The following is a 21,132-nucleotide window of genomic DNA, read 5'->3' on the forward strand; positions in this document are numbered from 1 at the left end:
AGCCTATGTGAACGTAGAAGGGGAAGTGACACGATTTATCGGTTAATTACGTAAATCGTATAATTCATCACTAAGCGCAGCAAATTCTTCAATGGATAACGTCTCGCCTCTTCGCATTGGATCAATGTCTGCACGATGCAGGGCTTCTTCTGCGAATGATTTTTTTTCTTTGCCAACTAAATTATGAACAAGATTATTCATAATCGTTTTTCTTCTGTTCGCAAAACAAGCATGAAACACCTGAAAAAACCACGCTTCTTCTTTGACAGAGACAAGCGGTTGTTCACGAATAGTAAGTTTTAAAACAGCCGAATCGACACGAGGCGGCGGCACAAATACACTTGCAGGTACGTGCAGTTTCTTCTTAGCTTCTGAATAGTATTGTGCAGCAATCGATAACGATCCATATTCTTTCGTCGACGGGACGGCAGCTATACGCTCAGCTACTTCTGCTTGAATCATGACCGTTATACTTTTTAATGGCAATCGCTCCTCTAACAATTTCATCAAAATAGGAGTTGTTACATAGTAAGGCAAGTTTGCAACTACATGAATATGCTCCACGTCATTAAAGGATGAAGCAAGGATACTTTTTAAGTCCGCTTTTAACACATCTTCATGAATGATTTCAATATTTGAATAAGGGGATAACGTATCCTCAAGAACCGGTATTAACCGATCATCAATTTCAAACGCAACGACTTTTTTTGCTTTTTTAGCTAATTGTTCTGTTAACGCACCAATGCCAGGACCAATTTCAATGACCCCATCTTTTTCCGTAAACCCACTTGCATCTACAATTCCATTCAAAATGTTTAAATCAATTAAAAAATTTTGTCCTAAGCTTTTTTTAAGATGAAATTTATGTTTCGCTAAAATTTCTTTCGTTCGCGCTGGTGTAGCAATGTCTTTTTTCACGTACGTTTTTCCTCCATTTGTTTTATATCTTTCAATGCTTGTTTAAATTCTTCTGCGGTAATTTCAAAGGCATCCAATCGTTTCTTTAATTGCTTTCCATTTGCATAGCCTATAGCAAGTCTTTCGCCTAATGCCTCCCGCTTTTGTTTAGCGCCTTCACCTGACATTAAGCCAGCCATGATGAGGTCACTCCGTGTCACATCCGATTCATACGTTGATTTCCCTACTGAACGTACTTCTTTCAACGCTTGTTGGATCGCTTCATCGCTTGCATGCTCAATGCCGAGACTTCGGTTCTTCCGCATAGCTTTCGATTTTGGGATAAACGCATGTTTACAGCCAGGAACCCGTTCACTCACAATTCGTCTAATTCGCGTCCCTGGATAATCTGGGTCTGTCAGAATAATGACGCCTCTTCTCTCATAAGCAAGTTCAATTCGTCTGAGAACGTCTTCTCCAATCGCTGACCCATTTGTTTCAATTGTATCGGCATCAACTGCACGCTTAATCGCTACCGTGTCTGAGCGGCCTTCTACAATGATTATTTCTTTAATTTTCATGATCCGCCTCTTTCATCTATCTCCTATACTCCTTTTATTTTAGCTGTTTTATACGCAAAAAAAAAGAAGCGAACTTGTCGTCGCTTCTTTTATCACTTAATCAAGGATTGTTACGTTAACTGTCTTACGTCCATAACTCATTGCTTGATCTCGAGTCGGTACGTGTAAATCAATTTTATTTCCATTAATTGCTCCACCGGTATCTCCAGCAATGGCCTCACCGTATCCCTCAACATGAACCTTTGAACCAAGAGGAATAACGCTTGGGTCTACAGCCACTACTTTCATATTTCGGTCATTTAACAAGTTAATTCCCGTTGCCGTGACGCCACTACACCCATCGCATTCAGCTGAATAAGCCGTCGCTGTCATTTGAATCGTTTTTGATTCAGATTTCTCCTCATTTTTAGAGGTGCTAGTTTGACTTGGTTGATTCGATGATGAAGTTGTTGTTTCTGGCTTCGCATCCCGTTGACTTACAGTGGCATTTGCCGTTTTTGTTTCAGATACAAACTGCTTTGCTTCTTCTTCTTTCGTTCCAACCGCTACAATACGCTCTTTCGGCTCTTCAACCATTTTTGTTTCAACAAGTTCGCGCTCCACTTCTTCCCCATCTTCATACGTAATAAGATAATGAAGTTCTTGCTTTCCACGCTCCCCTTGTTCCAAAACACGTTCGACCCCTGTATTTAGTGAGTCATCGTCTTCACGTACAGTTTCATATGCAGTTGATTCCTCAATGACATCGGTGACTTTTTCAATTCTTGTAAGCTTAATAGACAACCCATTTTCCAAATGTTCGTCTAGACCTGGTTTTACGCGATCATCTTCTCCAAGTTCTACATTTGCTTCTTTCAAAAAGTCAGCGACAGTCGCTGATGCACTCCAGTATGTATCTTCGTTCCCATCATAAGCAAAATTAAGTTCAACAGAAGGTTTATACGTAATTGTTAAGCCATCTTCAATTACAGCGTCACCACTTGGCAATAAATGATCCTCTGTTCGATACTCATATCCTTGTTCTTTCAAGAAGTCATAAATTGTATCAACCGTTGTTAAGACTTCTTTTTCCTCACCGTTTATCTCTAATGTCACAACGTTTGCTTGCTTATACAACACACTCATGTCGTCAGATAATTCAGTCTCGAGATGAGGTACTACGAGGTCGTGCTCCGTAACATCTATGTCTAAACTTAGAAGTAGTTCTTCAATTGATTCTGCGTGAGTCGTCACAACCGACTCTTCTCCATTTACATGAACAGTGACAGATTTTTTGTTCCATTCGTAAAGGCCCGTAAAAAATAAAATAAGAGCGATAAATAAGCCGACTACGATAAACGTTTTTGTCTGCAATGGAAGTCGATTTTTTGTTAAATCATCGTGTTTTGACAATTGGTCCATTTCAGCCCCTCCTCAAGGACTGAATTATAGAGACCAGCTTGTCTAGTGTCAATAGACGTTACACAATCGTAATATTGTAGTAATGTTTGACACTTTCTTGCATTGTTACTGCATTATTCATTTCCAATTATTCACTAAAAGCGAACAATCTTTTCGCATTTTCAGTTGTTTTTTGACATAATTCTTCAAATGTCATTTCACGTAAATCCGCAATATCTTCAGCTACCCTTTTCACATAAGCAGGTTCATTTCGCTTTCCACGATAAGGATGAGGAGCTAAAAACGGCGCATCTGTTTCTACAATTAAGCGTTCAAGGGGGATCTGTTTGGCAACCTCTTTTGGTCGTTTTGCATTTTTAAATGTAACCGGACCTCCGAGCCCAATATAAAAGTTGTTTTTAATGCAGCGCTCTGCAATTTCAACACTCCCACCAAAGCAATGCATTACACCGCCGACTTCATGAGCGTTTTCCTCTTCTAATAATTCAACAACATCTTGGTCAGCATCACGATTATGAATGATAATTGGTAAATTCACTCGTTTTGCTAGCGCGATTTGTTTGCGAAACACTTCTTTCTGAACATCTTTAGGAGACTTATCCCAGTGATAATCCAAGCCCATTTCTCCAATCGCAACAACCTTGGGATGTTTAGCCAAATCCTCAATCCACTGCAAATGTTCATCGGTCATATCGATTGCATCAACTGGGTGCCAGCCGATCGCTGCATAAATTTGTTCGTCTTCTTCAATTAAGTGCATCGCTCGTTTAATTGTTTTCTCATCAAACCCTACGACAACCATTTCTTTTACACCAGCTGTTCTTGCTCGATCAATCGTTTCTTGCAAATCTTCATTAAACTGATCTGCATTTAAATGTACATGCGTATCAATTAACATTCTATTCACCTCTCTGTTCGCATTTTATGACTAATGAATTGTAGAAAGCAAGTAATATAATTATCGTCAATAACTCGCTTTAACATAAGTTGTTTAACGATTAAAGATAGGGGAATAATACGGTTTAGTTACGAAAGGGGTTGAACAACATCATGACGTTTTCAACATCGCAAAAAGAAAACATTCTTGTTTGTGTAAACTATGGTCATAATGGGAAAAAACTTATTACGCGAGGCGCTTCATTAGCAAAACAGCTTGATGCTTCTTTAACGATCCTCGTTTTTGATTCTCTTCCTGAAGAGGAATTTAAGAATGATAAAGATGTGGATATGACTTTGTTTAAAGAGCTTGCTAATGAGTACGAGGCCAAGCTCGTATTAGAAAAATCGCATTATCATGACATTACAAAAGTCATTACCAATAAAGCAAAAGAAGTCGATGCTTCCCAAATTATTATTGGTCAATTTATTGAAAGCATTTGGGCAAAATTAATCGGTGGGTCCATCGTTAACGAACTGCTTGAAAAAGCTCCTTTTGCAGACTTACATGTTGTGCCGCGAGAACGATCTGAAGAAACGGAAGACTGGAATTTTGAACGAGGCGTCCATGCATTTTTAGTCGATGACGGCAACGGTGCCTATGATCTTCATTTTGATGACCTTGAAGGACAAACGTTTGAAGGGATCTTCTTTAAACACTTGCAAACCGACTTTAACAGTGGCATTTTTGCTTTAACGAAAGATGGACAACTCTTAGAAGTACGTGTTGACGACGGGAAAGTATCTGACTTAACAGATATTGATGATCACTAACAGTATTGTATCTAAACAAGCGACCTGCACAGTACATACAGGTCGCTTTTCTAGTTTGAATTTTAATCACACGCTTCCTTACGTTTCGCTTGCACATAAGAGACATTGCCTTCGTACCTCGTTATTGTCCCATTTTCTAACCAATACGAGACGGGGAAGTGTTGATTTAAAAAATAACGATCATGTGAAACCGCTACGACTGTCCCACTAAATTCTACTAATGCGTCTTCTAATACTTCTCTTGAATCAATGTCGAGATGGTTCGTTGGTTCATCTAACAGTAACACGTTATGATGCTCTTCCATTAATTGAGCAAGACGCAAGCGCATTCGCTCTCCCCCACTTAAATCTCTCGTCTTTTTGAAGACATCCAAGCCAAAAAATAAAAATTTCGCCAACTTCCCTCGTGCAGCACCTGCTTCTACATGTGCATATTCTCGATAAGCATCCAGCACGGTTTGCTCTCCTTCGAGCTCATTGATATGTTGTGATAAATACCCAATCGACAGACTTGACCCTATTCTCACTCTTCCTTCAATCGGAGAATATTTCCCGCGCAATAGTTGAAGTAAAGTTGACTTCCCTGCACCATTTGGACCAATAATGGCGACTCTTTCTCGATGGTAAGTGACAAAATTTGCTTTATGCAGGATGGTTATTTGTTCAAATGCAAACGACACATCTTCGAGCTTAAATACGTCTTGACTACTTCTTTGATCTTGCTTAAATTGAAACGAGACACGTTTTGACTGGACCGGTTTTTGTAAAACTTCAATTCGATTTAACGCTTTTTCCATACTTTTTGCTTGCTTGTGCAAGCTTGCATTTGGTGGGTTTGCTTGATTTGCCCATTCTTTTAAACGCTTAATGGTTTCCTTCATTTTCTTTATTTTCTTTTGCTGATCCTCGTAGTGTTGAAATTCTTTTAACACCCTTTCTTCCTTTTGTTGCACAAAACGACTATAATTCCCTTGGTATTCATACAACATCCCTTGATCCATTTCCCAGACCGTTGTCACAACACGATCTAAGAAGTACCGATCGTGAGAAACGACTAGCACACTGCCGTCATATTGGTTGAGCCATTGAATTAACCAATCGACGGCAACAAGATCTAAATGATTGGTCGGTTCATCCAAAACGATTAAATCAGGTTGCTTGAGCAGTAAACAAGCTAGCTCAACCTTTGAACGCTCCCCACCACTTAAAGAGTCCCAACTATGATTCAGATGATTGTCCAAAAGGAGACCTGCTGTCACCTTGCGAATGAGAGCGTGATATTCGTAGCCCCCGTTAGTTGTATACTGTTCTTGAATTTCGGCATATTGGTTTAGCGTTTCTGAAAGTTTTCGTTCACTTAGCGATGTTGACATAACATGTTCCACTCTCTTACGTTCAGCTTCCATTTCAATCAGCTTAGAAAAAGGTGTCAGCAGTACATCTTTAACGAGCATATCTTGGTAGTATGGATTTTGATCAATCATTGCTGTTTTCAAGCCTTTCTTCCATCCAACTACTCCTGCAGAAGGGCTTTCCGTTCCTGCAACAATTTTTGCGATCGTCGTTTTCCCTGCACCATTTTGCCCAACAATACCTATACGGTCTCCGGCTTTTATTTCAACTGAAACCTTTTTAAAAATATGATTGCCTGCGTAGTTTTGAGCTATTTCTTTTCCATAAAAATAAATCATTTTATCGTTTCTCCTTTAATAAAAGAAAGAAACCGAACACAAAAAAGCAGCAAAACCTCGCCGCTGCATGTGTAATCCGTATGCAAGTAGACAGACGTGTTTCTTTCTAATGGTTTTTCGTATACAGTTATTTAAAAAAGGACAGACGTATCCAATTTTCTAACTGATGCCGAAAAAATCGCCTGACAAATCCACAAATATGCTAATCGTTTTGCCTGGCTACCATTAAAAAGATCCAATCTACTCACCTCCTATTAACGAATAAGTTAAATATATCTGAATATTCAAGTGTTGTAAAGAGCTTTTGTAGAATTGAAAGGAGCGTAGCGGGGTTTACCCTACTTCGCTCCTTTGATTATTATTTCACTTGCGCACCGTTCGGAAGATTCCCATCTACAGTCGCAAGCTGTAGTTTTTTCCCTTTTGAACCAGCTAGAATCATGCCTTGCGAAAGTTCACCACGTAACTTCACAGGCTTTAAGTTCGTCACACAAATCACTTTTTTACCCTTTAAATCTTCTGGCGTGTAAAATTTAGCAATCCCCGACACAACTTGACGCTTTTCATTCCCTAAGTCAAGCTGAATCTTTAGAAGACGATCCGCTCCTTCAACCGGTTCAGCACCGATGACTTCCGCTACTTTCAACTCTACTTTTGTAAAATCATCAATCGTGATTTGATTTTCATCTTCAATTTCTTCCGGCTCCGGGTCTGCTTTTCCGCCCATCAAATCCACAATGTATTCTACTTCTTTTTCAACATCTAACCGTGGAAATACAGGTGTTCCTTTGCTTACCTTCGTTCCGGATTCGATCATACCAAACGTACGTACAGATTCCCAAGTTGCTTGATTTTCTGAGATGCCAAGCTGTTCCCACATTTTTTGCGGTGTTCTCGTTAAGAACGGACGTAAGAATACAGAAATAATTCGCAGTGACTCTGCCAAATGGTACATAACCGAACCTAGCTGATCCTTTTGCTCCTCATCTTTTGCTAACATCCATGGTTGTGTTTCATCAATATATTTATTTGTACGACTAACAAGCTGCCAAATTGCCGTAAGCGCAATCGAAAATTCCATCTCTTCCATCGCATTTTCTACTTTTGTTGCGGTGGCATCAATTAACTCTAGCAGTTCTTCATCAAACGGCGTCGCGCCTTTAATATAAGTGGGCATGCTTCCATCAAAGTACTTATTAATCATCGCCACAGTACGGTTTAATAAGTTTCCAAGGTCATTTGCTAAATCATAATTTACTCGTTCTACAAATGCTTCTGGTGTAAAAACACCATCGGATCCAAATGGAACTTCTCTTAAAAGATAATAGCGAATCGCATCCAGACCAAAATGATCAATTAATGGGACAGGATCAATCACGTTTCCTTTTGATTTCGACATTTTTCCATCACGTGTTAAAAACCAGCCATGTCCGAACACTTTTTTAGGAAGGGGTAAATCAAGCGCCATTAACATGACCGGCCAATAAATCGTATGGAAACGTAAGATATCTTTTCCTACGAGATGAACATCTGCTGGCCAATGTTTTTGATAGAGTTCATCTTCAGACGTGCCGTAACCAAGAGCGGTAATATAGTTCGTCAGCGCATCAATCCATACATAAACAACGTGTTTTGGATTACTTGGTACCTTCACACCCCAAGTAAACGAGGTTCTTGATACAGCAAGATCTTGCAAGCCTGGTTTAATGAAATTATTTACCATTTCATTCTTTCTCGAAACTGGCTGAATAAACTCAGGATTTTCTTCGTAATACTTGAGCAATCGATCTGCATATTTACTCATTCTAAAGAAATAAGATTCTTCACGAACTTTTTCTACAGGATGACCTGAATCGGGACTTTTTCCGCCAATAATCGTGCCATCTTGATCTTTAATTGGATCGATGAGCTCTCTTTCTCCATAAAACGTCTCATCTGATACACAGTACCAACCTTCGTATTCGCCTAAATAAATATCATCTTGAGCAAGAAGCTGATCAAAGATTTTTTCGACTACCTTTTTGTGACGGTCTTCTGTTGTACGAATAAAATCATCGTACGTAATGTCAAGTTTTTCCCAAAGCTCTTTAATTGGCTTTACCATTTCATCCGTATATGCTTGCGGTGAAATGTTTCTCTCAGCTGCTTTTTGTTCAATCTTTTGACCATGTTCGTCTGTACCTGTTAAATAACGCACGTCATAGCCGCGAAGGCGCTTATAGCGAGCCATTGCATCTCCAGCTACGGTCGTGTATGTGTGCCCAATATGAAGCTTTCCACTCGGGTAATAAATTGGTGTTGTAATGTAAAACGATGGTTTTGTCAAAATCCTCATCCTTTCAAATAAAATACAAAAAACCTTTCGTCCGCAATCGGGACGAAAGGTTATCTTACGTGGTACCACCCAAAATTCCCTTATCATGTATGACAAGGCTCTAGACCAATAACGCTGGCAAACGTCACTCCCTTACCTTAACTGGCTCGAAAATGAATTCTCCAGGACCATCTTCTAAAGGCATCCTTGACCGGCTTCCACCTAACCCGGCTCTCTAGTACAAGCATCTTCCTTTATACTCATCCATTCATAGAAACGTATATCGTTCATTCTTATCAAAAATATAGCGAATCATACATCGTATTGTCAAGTGCGATCGTAGAGTGTTGCAAAAGGTGTTTTTTGTTTTTTCAACGATCCGTCCTCACATAGTCGCTCTAATTCTTGTTTCCATTCTGACACATCCCACGACTTGCCTGCTTTTTTATTCATCTGATCGAGCTTTTGCATCACATGCATTTCGGCTAAAGGGAGAAAATCATTAAGCGCTGCAATTAGCTCTTCATTGCTTGCTCCATTCATTTGTTCAAGCTCATCGAATGGATTCATCGTGTGCGGACTTGTTGAATGTGCCAGACGAATCCGAACCGCTACCGTACGTCCAATAATAGCTGATGAGACAAACACATCACCTGACTGTAAGTACGGAAGCCGCTTTCCTTCTTCTGCTGTTAAATCGGTTTCCTCTTTTATAGTTTGAATATCTGTGCCTCGGACTGTACGAAAAACAAACTTTGAATTTAGTTGTGCCGTAATGGTTTCATCGAGTAACGTCGGTCGCTGGGTGGCAAAAATAAGAAACGTTCCATATTTCCTTCCTTCTTGTGCAATTTCTTTTAAAACCGATTTTGCCGGTGCTTCAAATCCCTTTGGTGCAAAATTATGCGCTTCATCCGTTACGACGACAAACGGAGGAAAGAATTCACTTTGTTGCTGTTGCAGCTTAGCATCTTTATAAGAACGCCGTTTAAAATAAAGTGTCCCAATGACATAACTTGCAAACACTTGGAGCAACCAGACAGCGCCTTGGATGACCACTAGCTTTCCATTATGAATACCATGTTCAATTGCTCGAATGTTTTGTTGAAACAAACCTGCTTGATAAAGACGGTTGGCACGCCACTGAATGCCTTTTACAGAAGAAGGCGGCAGGCTACCAAACTGATCGAGTAAACGTTTGAACTCACTGTATCGTTTAATCTCGTCTTTCGTCATCCCACCATCATGAAGCATTCCGTCAATTTTTTGTTTCCCCATATCCAGTGCTTCAATTAAGTTAGCCACGCGATCACTAAATGATTGATAGCTGTCTTTTCGTTTATGGACCGATTGAATGACGTTTACCATTGACTCCGTTAACTGCCCAGCAGCTCCAAGTAAACGTTCAACGTCTCTTGTTGTTAACGCCGAAAAATCAACGCCAACATCACGACCAATTTGCACGACTTCATATCGAGATGAATACGGAACATCCCCGCGATCGGCTTCTGTTTTACCTGTAAAATTCATTTCAAAATGTGGGTCAAATACGAGCGATGGAATCTTTAACTTCATTAATTCTTCGAGCATCACGCGAAGACCAAACGATTTCCCTGAGCCAGAGCCACCAAATACGCCAATATGAGGATATTGTTGCATCGCCCGAATATCAAAAATAAACGGTACACCATTCTGCTCTCTAACCTGGCCCTGTTCTTGCATATGCAAGATTTGATCTAAATGATCTGGTAAAGATTCAGCAATAAAATCTGTCGACTTAATTTCACCTAGAACCATACCTTTTTCTTTTGATGCCGACACAAGTAAATGCTCAATCTCATAAAATTCAGGGTGGCGAACAGTCGCACCCGTTTGAATCGGCTTTTGGGCTTCTTCAAATAGCCTTACTTTTGCTAAGTGAATATCGTCTTGACCAATATCGTAGCCAATCGCTTCTAACGTCTCTAACACATTTCGGTCCACTAACCCCTTATCCATACCCATCGGAATATAGCGATTGTATGATAAAGTTTCGACAACCTCTCCTTTTGGCTCTTGCAAATCTTGATCTTGAATCACTAACATTTCGTTCATTCGAAACTTATGTGATTTTGACGCAACATGAATTTCATGCTGTGTTGTGACGCCGACCACTTGCATCGTTCATTCCTCCTCTTAATATGGACGCTCGGTTCTCATTTTCACATAAAATTGCTTACGAATGTCTTCATCGACATATTGTTCTACTAAACCTTCGACTAGCTTGTCCGTTATCCGAATCTCTTGATCAATATGATCAAGCCAGAGCGGAATGCCTCGACCATCAGCCGGAGTCAGCGTACAAATTAAGTCTCCTACCCAGCTCATATGTTCAGATTGCTCTTCTAGCATATCAAACCCTGTAATCGTCGGCGTTGATCCTAAACGCATCCATGCTGATAGTAACCCTGCTTTATGTTGAATCGCATCAATATAAATCATTTCATTTTGTTCCAGCATACCGAACAACAGGTCCCGATCATAAGAATAAGGATTTCGTGCATAGGAATCAAAGCTTGATAGCTTAATAAGATTTTCCGTTGTAATTTCTTCTGATACACCAATAAGTAGCGTCCCCCTGGATAACGCAGACTGCCGCAACTGCTCCCATTCTTCTTTTGCATCAATTCGATAGTGATACAGGGCGCCGTCCATCAGCATAACAGCCACTTCTTCTTCTTCGATTAATGTTCGTGCTGCATTTAATTCTAGCGTGGCTAAACGCTTTGCTCGTTGTTTACTGATTCCATCTTCCTCTTCTTCGCGCTCTAATAGAGGGACAAATAAATCAGACGTCCATTTCGCTATTCCATCTGTTGTTTTGGCTACAGCTTGAAAAAGATAAATTATATGCGGGGATTCGCCCTTTGTTTGATTTACCGATCCATCTGTACCAGCCAATTTCTTCCCACTCAATGACCGTACTAAATCTTCCTTATGAATGTGCTGCATTTGTCGAAAAACGTCTGCTTCTTTTATCAGTTTTTGTCGAAATGGTTCTTTTTTTCTATGACTCTGAGCATATTTTTCTTTTAAAATCTCATTTGATTCTTGTAACTTATGAATAATATCTGCATGAATATCCATTGAAGCGGTCTCCTTTCTCCATCTTATATAGCTTTTCTTTTAAAAAAAGCCCGTCAATTCAACTTTTAAAGCACTTCAAATAAATTGTCGCAAAATATAAGTTTTTTTATTTAAAGCGATTGACTTGTTTTGGAAATATTGTTATTCTAAGATTACTATAGAATTATGTCGAAATATGACACAAAATTATTCTTGACTACATACGGCTTAATATAGGGGGAAACGTAATGAAATCAACTGGAATTGTCCGCAAGGTCGATGAATTAGGTAGAGTTGTGATTCCGATTGAGCTTCGTCGCACGTTAGACATTGCTGAAAAGGATGCACTTGAAATTTATGTTGATAATGACCGCATCATTTTAAAGAAATACAAAGCCAACATGACTTGCCAAGTAACTGGTGAAGTATCTGATGATAACTTATCACTTGCAAATGGCAAGATTGTACTTAGCCCTCAAGGAGCCGAAGCTGTTCTTCAACAACTTCAAGACTATGTGGCACAGAAATAATTACTTAAACCTGCCCATGGCGGGTTTTTTTATTTTTTAGCCTCATGATACTGCTGATAAAGTTCACGTTTGACTAACTTCCGATCACTCGCTGTCTGCTTGATCGCTTCTTTTTCTGTAAGTCCTAATTCTACATAGTGCTTCACATGTTGGATGTCCGTTAATGCTTTCCACCACGTATCCTGTTTGTCCTCAACCTCTCCGTCGAAGCCTTCGACAACAATACAGAATTCCCCTTTTAATGAAGCGTCCTTCACCCACTTTGTGGCATCTTCTAACGTTCCTCGCTTAAATTCTTCAAATCGCTTTGTTAATTCGCGGGCGAGTACAATCTTTCGATTCCCGAGAGTTTCCTGCAAAGCAGTAAGGGTTTGGCTTAATCGATGGGGCGCTTCATAAAAAATTAATGTCTCCGGATACGTTTTTAATCGTTCTAACTCTACTTTGCGCTCTTTTTTTCCTCTAGGTAAAAAGCCGACAAAAGTAAAAGAAGCCGTCGATAAGCCCGATGCCACGAGTGCTGTTAGTGCGGCATTTGCTCCTGGTAGTGAAATAACAGGAATCTGCTCTTCTATACATAACGTGGCTAGGTCTTCACCAGGATCAGATATTCCCGGCATGCCTGCATCTGTAACAAGTGCAATTACAGTGCCTGCCTTCATTTTCTCTAATAAGTCTTGTCCCACTTTTTGTTTATTATGTTCATGGTAGCTAACTAAAGGAGTCTCAATATCAAAATGATTCGTTAGCTTCTTCGTTTGTCGTGTATCTTCCGCAGCAATTAAGTTTGCTTCTTTTAACATGTTAATTGCTCGAAAGGTCATATCTTCTAAATTTCCAATCGGGGTCGGTACTAAATATAATCCCCCACCAGTAAGGGGGTAGCTTTTTTGTTCAATCATTTTGACTTAAACTCCTTTTTTCTGCGACATAGCGTTCTTTGTCGCTCCGCTTCTTTTGCTTTAAATGGTACTCGTGCTTTAGCGCTTCAGTCTTTGTTTCAAACGTCTCTACATGAATCAGTTTAAATGGCCCTCTGCCACGTGTGTATTTTGCCCCTTTCCCTTCTTCGTGCTTTCTAAGGCGCTGCGTTAAGTCATTTGTGTAGCCGGTGTACCACGTTTGATCGCGACACTCAAGAATGTAGACATAATGCTTCATACACCAAAATACTCCTTGTTAAAAGCCGTTGTGTACTTACCGTCTTGATCGTATACAAATAAAGGAGCCTCACACACGAGTCCTTGTTTCCCGCCTTTGGTTCCTTCAATCAATAGCATCGTTGACGGCTTCTTTGCGCTACTATGGCAAAAACGAATCCGCTTTGGTTCAATCCGATGTTGTTTCATCGTTTCCATGATCTCTACCATTCGCTCTGGCCGATGAACCATCGTAAATTTGCCCCCATGTTTCAAGACATACGAACCCGCAGCGATGACGTCATCTAACGTACACGATAACTCATGTCTTGCCAACGCTTTTGTTGATTCCAGCTTCATTTGTTCATGATCACCTTTTGTAAAATAAGGGGGATTGCACGTAACCGCATCAAAAAAACCGTGAGCAAAATAGTCCCGAATGTGTTTCAAATCTGCACATATGGGAGTAAGTTGTTTTTCTAATCCATTTCCTTTGATTGAGCGTGAAGCCATTGAATGAAGTGGTTCTTGTAGCTCTAGTAAAGAAATTAAAGCCTTTGTACGCTCCGTCATCGTAATCCCTACAACACCATTCCCGCTGCACAAATCAAGAATTCGACCTTTCTGAAGCGGAATAGAAGCAAATCTCGCCAATAACACAGCATCAATGGAATACGTGAAGACTTGATCGCTTTGAACAATTTTATAGGAAGTACCAGCAATGTGGTCTAGACGCTCGTCTTTTTCAAGCATAGCTTATGGCTCCTTACTGTAAAAGCCGATCTCTGCAAATGGAGACCGGCTGTTAAATCCTCTTTTATTTTTGATGTAGAAATGAAAGGCAAAACAAACAATCATCACCTTCAGGCCGTATGCTTCCATAATGCGTATTACAAATATGAAACCCTTCTTGGTATAGCCTTGCCAAATTCTCATGCCCTTCTCCAACCATCTTCTTGCGTTCAAATTCTTCAGGAAGAACAGGCTTTTCAGGCTCTAGACGTTTACGTAAATTTTCATTCTCTATGTGTAAATAGTGATTCTCTTCAATTAAGTAAGCAAGTTGTTCCTTTAACCCTCGTAACTCTTCGTGCAAATCACCAATTCGTTCTTCAAGGCTTGATACCTGTATGAAGATGGCCTTTTTATCCACATCGTTCACCTCATTAATCCGTTGCTTTTGAAGTGAGCTTTTCACTTTTCATTAATTCATCAAAAGCATATTCAAGCGTTTGTTCTTCCTCTAAAAGTTGAACCTGAACGACTCGATCAAGTAAATTCAGTCCAATGACTTTTCCAGTACCATCAGGCGTCGCTATTTTCTTCCCAATGTCAGGCATTTCTTTCTTAGCATCTTCATAAGTGTCGTTTTCATACTTCAAACAGCACATTAAACGTCCACATAGCCCTGAGATTTTTGCAGGATTAAGAGAGAGATTCTGATCTTTCGCCATCTTTATGGATACAGGTTCAAAGTCACCTAGGAATGTGGAACAACAAAGCATTCTCCCGCACGGGCCAATTCCGCCGAGCAACTTGGCTTCATCTCTTACGCCAATCTGTCTAAGTTCGATTCTTGTTCTAAAGATAGCCGCTAAATCTTTTACTAATTCTCTAAAATCAATTCGACCATCCGCTGTAAAGTAAAACAGCACTTTATTCCGATCAAATGTATATTCAACGTCCACTAACTTCATATCTAGCTTGTGTTCAATAATTTTCTTTGTGCATACATCAATTGCTTCTCTTGTTGCTTCACGATTTTCTTTCACAATTAATGTATCTTCAGCTGTTGCTAAACGGATGACTTGTTTCAACGGCAAAACGACATCCTGTTCATCAACAAACTTTGGTGAAACGACTATTTTCCCGTATTCAACTCCTCGGGATGTTTCGACGATTACCGCTTCATCGCCCGAAATTTGCAAAGAACCTGGCGAGAAGTAATATATTTTGCCCGCTTTTTTAAATCGGACACCTACAACCTCGTGCAAAACTAGCCCTCCTGTATTGTGAAAAGCAATCTTTCCATCACTAACTGTATGGCAACATTAGCACTAAGTTGACTTTTCGCTTCCATGACCTTAGTCAACGAAAGGCTGATGAGACGCTGTGACGTTGAAAGAGAGAGTTCCTTGTAGCGCTCATAAAAATCGCTGTACACAAGCTCTCCTTGCTTTTCAACTTTTGTATATAAAAGGTCTCGCAACCATAAAATCATCATTTCTAGACCCATTTCTTGATGAATGCGCTCTTTCATTAGCGGTAGCCATTTTTCCGCTAACGTTATTGTTGCTTGATCGGGTCTTGTATAAAGCTCATACATTAATTGTAACACTACGCTTCTAGCTTGAAAAGACCAGTCGTCTTCGATTAAGCGTATTGCCATCTCTTTATTTTCAGTAAGTTCAGCAAGAAAATGACTATGTTTCTGTTCAATCCCATGCTCGACTAGCTGATGCATGATTTCTTCTTTAAGAGGCGGTTGAAACCTTAAGTGCTGCGAACGACTTCGAATCGTCGGTAGCACATTACTAGCCTGTTCCGTTATCAACATAGCGAGCGTTTCGCCTTGAGGCTCCTCTAAAAATTTCAATAGTGTATTTGCTGCTGTACTAGTCATCTTATCGGCATCAAACACAATATATACTTTTTTTCGCGACTCCATCCCTCGGTACGAAAATTCTTTTTGAAGATAATCAATTTGTTCTCTTTTAATTGATTGACCATCTGGAAAAATTCTGTGTAAATCAGGATGATTTCCTGTATCAATCCGCGTACAGTCTACACAACGTAAACAGGGATTCTCGCCTTGGCTATTTTCACATAAAAAGCGTTTAGCAAGCAGCATGGCAAGATCCATTGTCCCGCTTCCAGCTTGCCCTTCAAATAAATAGGCATGAGCAAGCCTTTGCTTTTTTATACTCTCTACAAGCATAGGCACAACCTGTGGCTGTGCCTCTACCCAATCTTTCCAAAGTCTCATTATCTACCCACCAGTATTATTAAAATTGTTCAAACTGATCAACTGGGAGTACAAATACGGTCGCTCCACCAACTTGTACTTCAACTGGATAAGGAACGTAGGAATCAGCATTTCCGCCCATTGGTGAAATAGGTGCAACAACTTGTTCACGGCTACGGCAATTTTTTTGAATAATGCCCATAACTTCTTCAACAGAGTCATCTTCCACACCAATTAGGAATGTTGTGTTTCCGGCTTTTAAAAATCCACCTGTACTAGAAAGACGTGTTGCTCTGTAGTCGGATTTTACTAATGCATCTGATAATCTAGTGCTATCTTTATCTTGAATAACAGCCATAATTAGCTTCACTTTACTCCACTCCCTTTATAAATTCCTCAACAATGCTTAGCGCTTGCTGAAAGACGTCTTCTACTGATTGATCTGCATCAATAACACGTATACGATCACCTTCAGTTTTAATAAGTGATTGATACCCGTTTTCTACTTTTTTATGAAAATCAATGGTTTCTTGATCCAATCGATTCCAGTCACGCACTTGATCGCTTTGTACTCTTGCTAAACCTACTTCTGGGGAAACATCAAAATAAAGTGTTAAATCAGGCATATGATGTTCCACTGCAAATTTATTAATACTTCTTACCTCTTCCACACCAATGCCTCGCGCATATCCTTGATAAACAAGACTTGAATCAATAAAACGATCACAAAGAACGACTGCGCCCGCTTCAATAGCAGGCAATACCTTTTTAACAAGGTGTTCTCTTCTGGCTGCTGCATACAGCAACGCTTCCGTTCGATCGTCCATTTCGATATGCTTTGTGTGAAGTAAAATATCCCTTATTTGTTCAGCAAGCTGGACGCCACCTGGTTCCCTTGTTCGCAACACTTGATAATTCCTATCTTTAAGCGTGCGCTCAATTCGGTCAACAACTGTCGTTTTCCCAGCTCCTTCACCGCCTTCAACCGTTATAAATATACCTTTTTGCATTATTCTTCTCCTGCTTTACCCTTAACTAATAGTCCTTCTTTAGGTTGAAATCCTTGAAAGGAAACACCTGTATAGACGTATTGATTCAATTGTTCTACATGTTCCGGTGTAATCCTCTCTCCTTTTAAAAGAAGCGGTACACCTGGAGGATAAGGAATGACATCACTTGCTGACACGCTTCCTATAGCCTCATGCAATGATCGCATTTCAGCTTCTTCATCGTTCTTACTCGTCCTTATTAATTCGGACACAGTTCCTTCTGCTCCTGCTTGAAAAAAAACATTTTTTCTTTTCATTTCTCTCTCTATTGTAACCTTTTTTAGCCGTTCATGCGTGTTTGGATGCAACTTTCCTAATCCCAATACAATCAGAACCATATGTGGATCAGCCATTTCAGCATAAATGCCGACTTTATTTAATGCAGCCAACAAGACATTTCCGGCTTCACCATTTGTCGCCCTAATCATGATTTTTAAAGGATCTGCACAGGAACTTTCATCCGCCACTCTCTCTAGATGCCCATGTTGATCAATCCATTCACATAATTGATCTCTTTCATACATGGCTTCTTCAAAAGATTGCTTCCCTGATTGTTCTAAAAAAGCACGCGCCCCGTCTAATGAGGCTAGCAAAATATAAGAAGGGCTGCTTGATTGGAACATTTGTAAAGCGTGTTTCACTCGTTTTTTAACAATTGGATCGATGGATTGAGAGAAATGCAACCACCCGGTCATCGTTAATGCTGGTAACATCTTATGCGCAGATTGAACAACAATATCAGCGCCTATACGTAACGCAGGTGGTGGACAACCGTCTATATGATCCCCCAAAGGAAAATGTGGACCATGTGCTTCATCTACTAATATGTATAATCCTTTACTCTTTGCAAAAGAAAACAATGGTTCATACTCATTGATATGTCCCCAGTAATTTGGATACGTTACAATCAATGCTTTAGCAAGCGGATATTTTACTAGTGCGTCTTCCAAAGTCGAGCAACTTAAGCCAAGGGGATGACTTGTTAGACTCGAACGAATCGATGATAAAAATACTACCTGTGCCTTACAAAGTTCTAGCGCATGCATAACAGATTTATGACAATCTCGTTCAACTAAAACCACATCGCCTTCTTGCAAGGTGCCATAGATCATAGCTAAATTTCCACTTGTTGATCCTCCAATAAGATAACTCGTTTCACCAGCTCCATAAAAGCGTGCACATAGAGCCTGCGATTCTGCAATTGCCTCTTTTGGATCATGCAAGTCATCCAGACCACTAATCTCTGTTAAATCATATGGCAGCATTTTTTTGAAAGCAGGCAGTAACGTGTGCCATTGAACACCATTTTTATGCCCTGGTACGTGGAAAGAAATGGGTTCGGCTTTAATGTGTGTTTCAATCGCATCAATAATAGGAGTACGTACACTCAAGCGACAACGCCCTTTCTACATTTTAAAACTATCCCTATTTTAACGAATAATAAATTGTCCGTCACCTAAAAAAGACTTGTTTTCTAAACAAGTCTTAATAGTTTTTCCATATTTGTTTTACTGCTTTTACGTAATGCTCATACAAATTGTTCTCTTTTTCACCAACCATATCTTCTTCGCACGCCATACAAATATTGATTTGATTTACACATAGGCCTTTGGTGATGAATTCCCCACAAACATGACATTCTTTATGAAGTTTAAATCGAATCGTCCGTTCAACTCTCCGCATGATGCACCTCCACCATAAGTATCGCCTAGAATGCGCTCCTTATACTGCAGAGAGGCATTTTTTATTATTCTATGCAGCTTATGGCGTGTAGGTGTTTGTCAGAAGTTAAATTGTTTCTGCTATTGTAGAAAAATCGATTACTTCATAGTTAATATGTTTTGCTTTCACTCTAGGAAATACCTTAAATGCACTATGGGTAGAAAATGGAATCCCTGCTCCCGTAGCTTTCTCTCGAATCACAAATTTATCAGGTTGATGGAGTAACGATTGAATTAAAAATTGAGCTCTCGGAGATGGAGATGTCTTTAACAAGCATAAAATTTCCCAGTCTGTTAAGCCAAGATAGGTCTCTTTTTCATCACCATTTTCTGCCCAATCGCATTGTATCGCTTCCAACACAATCGCTTCAACTGCTGCTGTTTCTTTATTTGAGAGAATTTCTTCTGCTTTCTCAAAAATGGAGGTCAACGCCTTCTCCATGTCATCATTAAAGTGAACTCCAGCTCCATCACAGGTACAGTGAGTAAGGTAATCAGTTGCTGATTCTTTTAGTTCACCTAGCATGTATAAGGTTCGAAACGCTTTATCGAGATCAATTAAACCCACTCGATCGTTTGTGCCATGTAAAATCGAACTGTTTAGTGCAAGGTCTTTAATAACGAGCCAATCTAAGTTTTCCGCTCTCAAGACTTCTTGAATATCGTCTGAAAGAAGTGTGTCCGCAAAGATAGGCTCATGCTCAAAATCCAACACCGTGTTAATAGAAGGAGAGAACGGTAAAGCCGCTACGTCAAATAAAACGCTCGCCGCACGCAACTCTTTGTCTTCAGGGAAAAATCTCGCGACTAACTTTGAAACTCCTAACGTATGTTCAAACCTAGAATGGGCTAGAGGGGATATTAATGAAGCGCCTCCGAAATGAGCTATTAATTTCAATTTCCGAACCGCTGAAGTATGAAAAAGCTTTTCTTCAAATGATAGCCATTTACATTCTGGATAAAGGGGTTCTCTATGATCAATCATCCCTCATTCTCCTTATCGTTTTAAACCAGATTTTAGTGATGTACCTCTCTTTAACCTAAAAGATATACCTTCAAACCCTTAAGTTAGATAATCAGGTGAAAACAGTTATAAAGTATTAGGAGAAATCTTTCTGCTTGCCTGGCAACGTCCTTTGGCTCCGTCATGATTTCCTACAGGGTCGTTTCGCACGAAGCGATTTCAAAGATGCGTCCCATGTCGTCTTACGAAATTCATAACTCCGTCTCACAGGGCGGCACGATGTCTTTTCTTCGATGATCATTCATGATGGATTTGGATTCGTGCTTTGTCCGATTTGGGTACTTGCTTCTTCATTTCGCTTCTTCGAAGCGCAGCTCTTTTGCGCCTCTCTACACAAAAAAAAAGACACCTATTCAGGTGTCTCTCTGCTTGCCTGGCAACGTCCTTTGGCTCCGTCATGATTTCCTACGGGGTCGGTTCGCACGAAGTGGTTTCAAGGATGCGTTCCATGTAGCCTTACGAAATTCATAACTCCGTCTCACAGGGGGCACGATGTCTTTTCTTCGATGATCATTCATGATGGATTTGGATTCGTGCTTTGTCCGATTTGGGTACTTGCTTCTTCATTTCGCTTCTTCGAAGCGCAGCTCTTTTGCGCCTCTCTATACAAAAAAAAGACACCTATTCAGGTGTCTCTCTGCTTGCCTGGCAACGTCCTACTCTCACAGGGGGAAGCCCCCAACTACCATCGGCGCAAAAGAGCTTAACGACCGTGTTCGGCATGGGAACGGGTGTGACCTCTTTGCTATTGCCACCAGACTATGTTGACGTTCGATCAACGACGAATCTCTTCGTCTTGTTTCTCGTTGTCAAAGGTAAAAGAATCATCGATTCTTTCAAAACTAAATCTAGAAATCAAACTCACGTCAAGAAAAAATTTAGGATAAGCCCTCGACCGATTAGTATCAGTCCGCTCCATGTGTCGCCACACTTCCACTTCTGACCTATCAACCTCATCATCTCTAAGGGGTCTTACTGGCTTACGCCATGGGAAATCTCATCTTG

Annotated in this window: 21 protein-coding genes, 2 rRNA genes and 1 other annotated feature; of the genes, 2 read left to right on the forward strand and 21 right to left on the reverse strand. The window is 40.1% G+C overall.

The features are described from left to right. Positions 1-42 precede the first annotated feature (42 nt). The 4 genes from rsmA to ACE1TH_RS19745 form a co-directional block, all read right to left on the reverse strand. Positions 43-918, reverse strand: a complete 876-nt coding sequence (gene rsmA / locus ACE1TH_RS19730; RefSeq protein WP_099305619.1) for a 16S rRNA (adenine(1518)-N(6)/adenine(1519)-N(6))-dimethyltransferase RsmA — start codon at positions 916-918, stop codon at positions 43-45. Continuing rightward, entirely contained in the window at positions 915-1,478 is a 564-nt protein-coding gene (gene rnmV / locus ACE1TH_RS19735) for a ribonuclease M5 (protein WP_255224335.1), read from the reverse strand. Before rnmV ends, rsmA begins: the two co-directional genes overlap by 4 nt. 96 nt (positions 1,479-1,574) lie before the next feature. After that, entirely contained in the window at positions 1,575-2,879 is a 1,305-nt protein-coding gene (locus tag ACE1TH_RS19740; RefSeq protein WP_303709043.1) for a resuscitation-promoting factor, read from the reverse strand. 127 nt (positions 2,880-3,006) lie between these two features. Further along, positions 3,007-3,777 (reverse strand): TatD family hydrolase, encoded by a 771-nt coding sequence (locus ACE1TH_RS19745; protein WP_255224334.1) that lies wholly within the window; start codon positions 3,775-3,777, stop codon positions 3,007-3,009. Positions 3,778-3,929: 152 nt separating this feature from the next. On the opposite strand from ACE1TH_RS19745, the gene ACE1TH_RS19750 reads away from it, so the two are divergent. Then, positions 3,930-4,589 (forward strand): universal stress protein, encoded by a 660-nt coding sequence (locus ACE1TH_RS19750; RefSeq protein ID WP_255224333.1) that lies wholly within the window; start codon positions 3,930-3,932, stop codon positions 4,587-4,589. Between the two features lie 62 nt (positions 4,590-4,651). On the opposite strand, the gene abc-f is transcribed toward ACE1TH_RS19750, so the two are convergent. The 4 genes from abc-f to ACE1TH_RS19770 form a co-directional block, all read right to left on the reverse strand. After that, positions 4,652-6,280 (reverse strand): ribosomal protection-like ABC-F family protein, encoded by a 1,629-nt coding sequence (gene abc-f, locus ACE1TH_RS19755; RefSeq protein ID WP_375079814.1) that lies wholly within the window; start codon positions 6,278-6,280, stop codon positions 4,652-4,654. Between the two features lie 358 nt (positions 6,281-6,638). Next, positions 6,639-8,606 carry a methionine--tRNA ligase gene (gene metG / locus ACE1TH_RS19760; RefSeq protein WP_375079815.1) on the reverse strand — a complete coding sequence of 656 codons (1,968 nt, stop codon included), beginning with the start codon at positions 8,604-8,606 and terminating at the stop codon, positions 6,639-6,641. Between the two features lie 44 nt (positions 8,607-8,650). Beyond that, positions 8,651-8,875, reverse strand: a binding site (T-box leader). A 46-nt stretch (positions 8,876-8,921) separates the two neighbouring features. Continuing rightward, positions 8,922-10,754: an ATP-binding protein gene (locus tag ACE1TH_RS19765; RefSeq protein ID WP_375079816.1), complete on the reverse strand. Its 1,833-nt coding sequence runs from the start codon at positions 10,752-10,754 to the stop codon at positions 8,922-8,924. 15 nt (positions 10,755-10,769) lie between these two features. Then, complete coding sequence (locus ACE1TH_RS19770) at positions 10,770-11,720, reverse strand: DNA double-strand break repair nuclease NurA (protein ID WP_099305635.1); 951 nt, start codon at positions 11,718-11,720, stop codon at positions 10,770-10,772. 227 nt (positions 11,721-11,947) lie between these two features. Between ACE1TH_RS19770 and ACE1TH_RS19775 the strand changes: the two genes are divergently transcribed. After that, positions 11,948-12,229 (forward strand): transition state genes transcriptional regulator AbrB, encoded by a 282-nt coding sequence (locus tag ACE1TH_RS19775; protein WP_099305638.1) that lies wholly within the window; start codon positions 11,948-11,950, stop codon positions 12,227-12,229. Positions 12,230-12,258: 29 nt separating this feature from the next. Here the strand turns inward: ACE1TH_RS19775 and rsmI are convergent, their stop codons facing one another. The 13 genes from rsmI to ACE1TH_RS19840 form a co-directional block, all read right to left on the reverse strand. After that, on the reverse strand, positions 12,259-13,131 hold the full coding sequence (gene rsmI / locus ACE1TH_RS19780) for a 16S rRNA (cytidine(1402)-2'-O)-methyltransferase (protein WP_099305640.1): 873 nt from the start codon (positions 13,129-13,131) through the stop codon (positions 12,259-12,261). Beyond that, on the reverse strand, positions 13,124-13,390 hold the full coding sequence (locus ACE1TH_RS19785) for a GIY-YIG nuclease family protein (protein ID WP_099305642.1): 267 nt from the start codon (positions 13,388-13,390) through the stop codon (positions 13,124-13,126). Before ACE1TH_RS19785 ends, rsmI begins: the two co-directional genes overlap by 8 nt. Further along, complete coding sequence (locus ACE1TH_RS19790) at positions 13,387-14,121, reverse strand: tRNA1(Val) (adenine(37)-N6)-methyltransferase (RefSeq protein ID WP_099305644.1); 735 nt, start codon at positions 14,119-14,121, stop codon at positions 13,387-13,389. The genes ACE1TH_RS19785 and ACE1TH_RS19790 overlap by 4 nt, the downstream gene beginning before the upstream one ends. 64 nt (positions 14,122-14,185) lie before the next feature. Then, on the reverse strand, positions 14,186-14,521 hold the full coding sequence (gene yabA, locus ACE1TH_RS19795; protein WP_099305646.1) for a DNA replication initiation control protein YabA: 336 nt from the start codon (positions 14,519-14,521) through the stop codon (positions 14,186-14,188). Between the two features lie 13 nt (positions 14,522-14,534). Continuing rightward, a complete protein-coding gene (locus ACE1TH_RS19800; protein ID WP_099305648.1) occupies positions 14,535-15,362 on the reverse strand; it encodes a PSP1 domain-containing protein in 828 nt (275 codons plus the stop codon). 2 nt (positions 15,363-15,364) lie between these two features. Then, positions 15,365-16,354: a DNA polymerase III subunit delta' gene (holB, locus tag ACE1TH_RS19805; RefSeq protein ID WP_099305650.1), complete on the reverse strand. Its 990-nt coding sequence runs from the start codon at positions 16,352-16,354 to the stop codon at positions 15,365-15,367. 19 nt (positions 16,355-16,373) lie between these two features. Beyond that, positions 16,374-16,703, reverse strand: coding sequence for a cyclic-di-AMP receptor (locus ACE1TH_RS19810; RefSeq protein WP_099305652.1), 330 nt, complete (start codon positions 16,701-16,703; stop codon positions 16,374-16,376). Position 16,704: 1 nt separating this feature from the next. Beyond that, positions 16,705-17,343, reverse strand: coding sequence for a dTMP kinase (gene tmk / locus ACE1TH_RS19815; RefSeq protein WP_375079817.1), 639 nt, complete (start codon positions 17,341-17,343; stop codon positions 16,705-16,707). Continuing rightward, positions 17,343-18,773 (reverse strand): aminotransferase class I/II-fold pyridoxal phosphate-dependent enzyme, encoded by a 1,431-nt coding sequence (locus ACE1TH_RS19820; protein ID WP_375079818.1) that lies wholly within the window; start codon positions 18,771-18,773, stop codon positions 17,343-17,345. The genes tmk and ACE1TH_RS19820 overlap by 1 nt, the downstream gene beginning before the upstream one ends. Before the next feature lie 94 nt (positions 18,774-18,867). Beyond that, positions 18,868-19,065: a sigma factor G inhibitor Gin gene (locus tag ACE1TH_RS19825; RefSeq protein WP_375079819.1), complete on the reverse strand. Its 198-nt coding sequence runs from the start codon at positions 19,063-19,065 to the stop codon at positions 18,868-18,870. A 105-nt stretch (positions 19,066-19,170) separates the two neighbouring features. Then, positions 19,171-20,088 carry an HD domain-containing protein gene (locus ACE1TH_RS19830; protein WP_099305660.1) on the reverse strand — a complete coding sequence of 306 codons (918 nt, stop codon included), beginning with the start codon at positions 20,086-20,088 and terminating at the stop codon, positions 19,171-19,173. A 682-nt stretch (positions 20,089-20,770) separates the two neighbouring features. Further along, a 5S ribosomal RNA gene (gene rrf, locus ACE1TH_RS19835) occupies positions 20,771-20,886 on the reverse strand. 120 nt (positions 20,887-21,006) lie between these two features. Continuing rightward, positions 21,007-21,132, reverse strand: a 23S ribosomal RNA gene (locus ACE1TH_RS19840); the annotation flags it as partial.

The organism is Shouchella sp. JSM 1781072, assembly GCF_041949915.1.
Lineage (GTDB): Bacteria > Bacillota > Bacilli > Bacillales > Bacillaceae_D > Shouchella.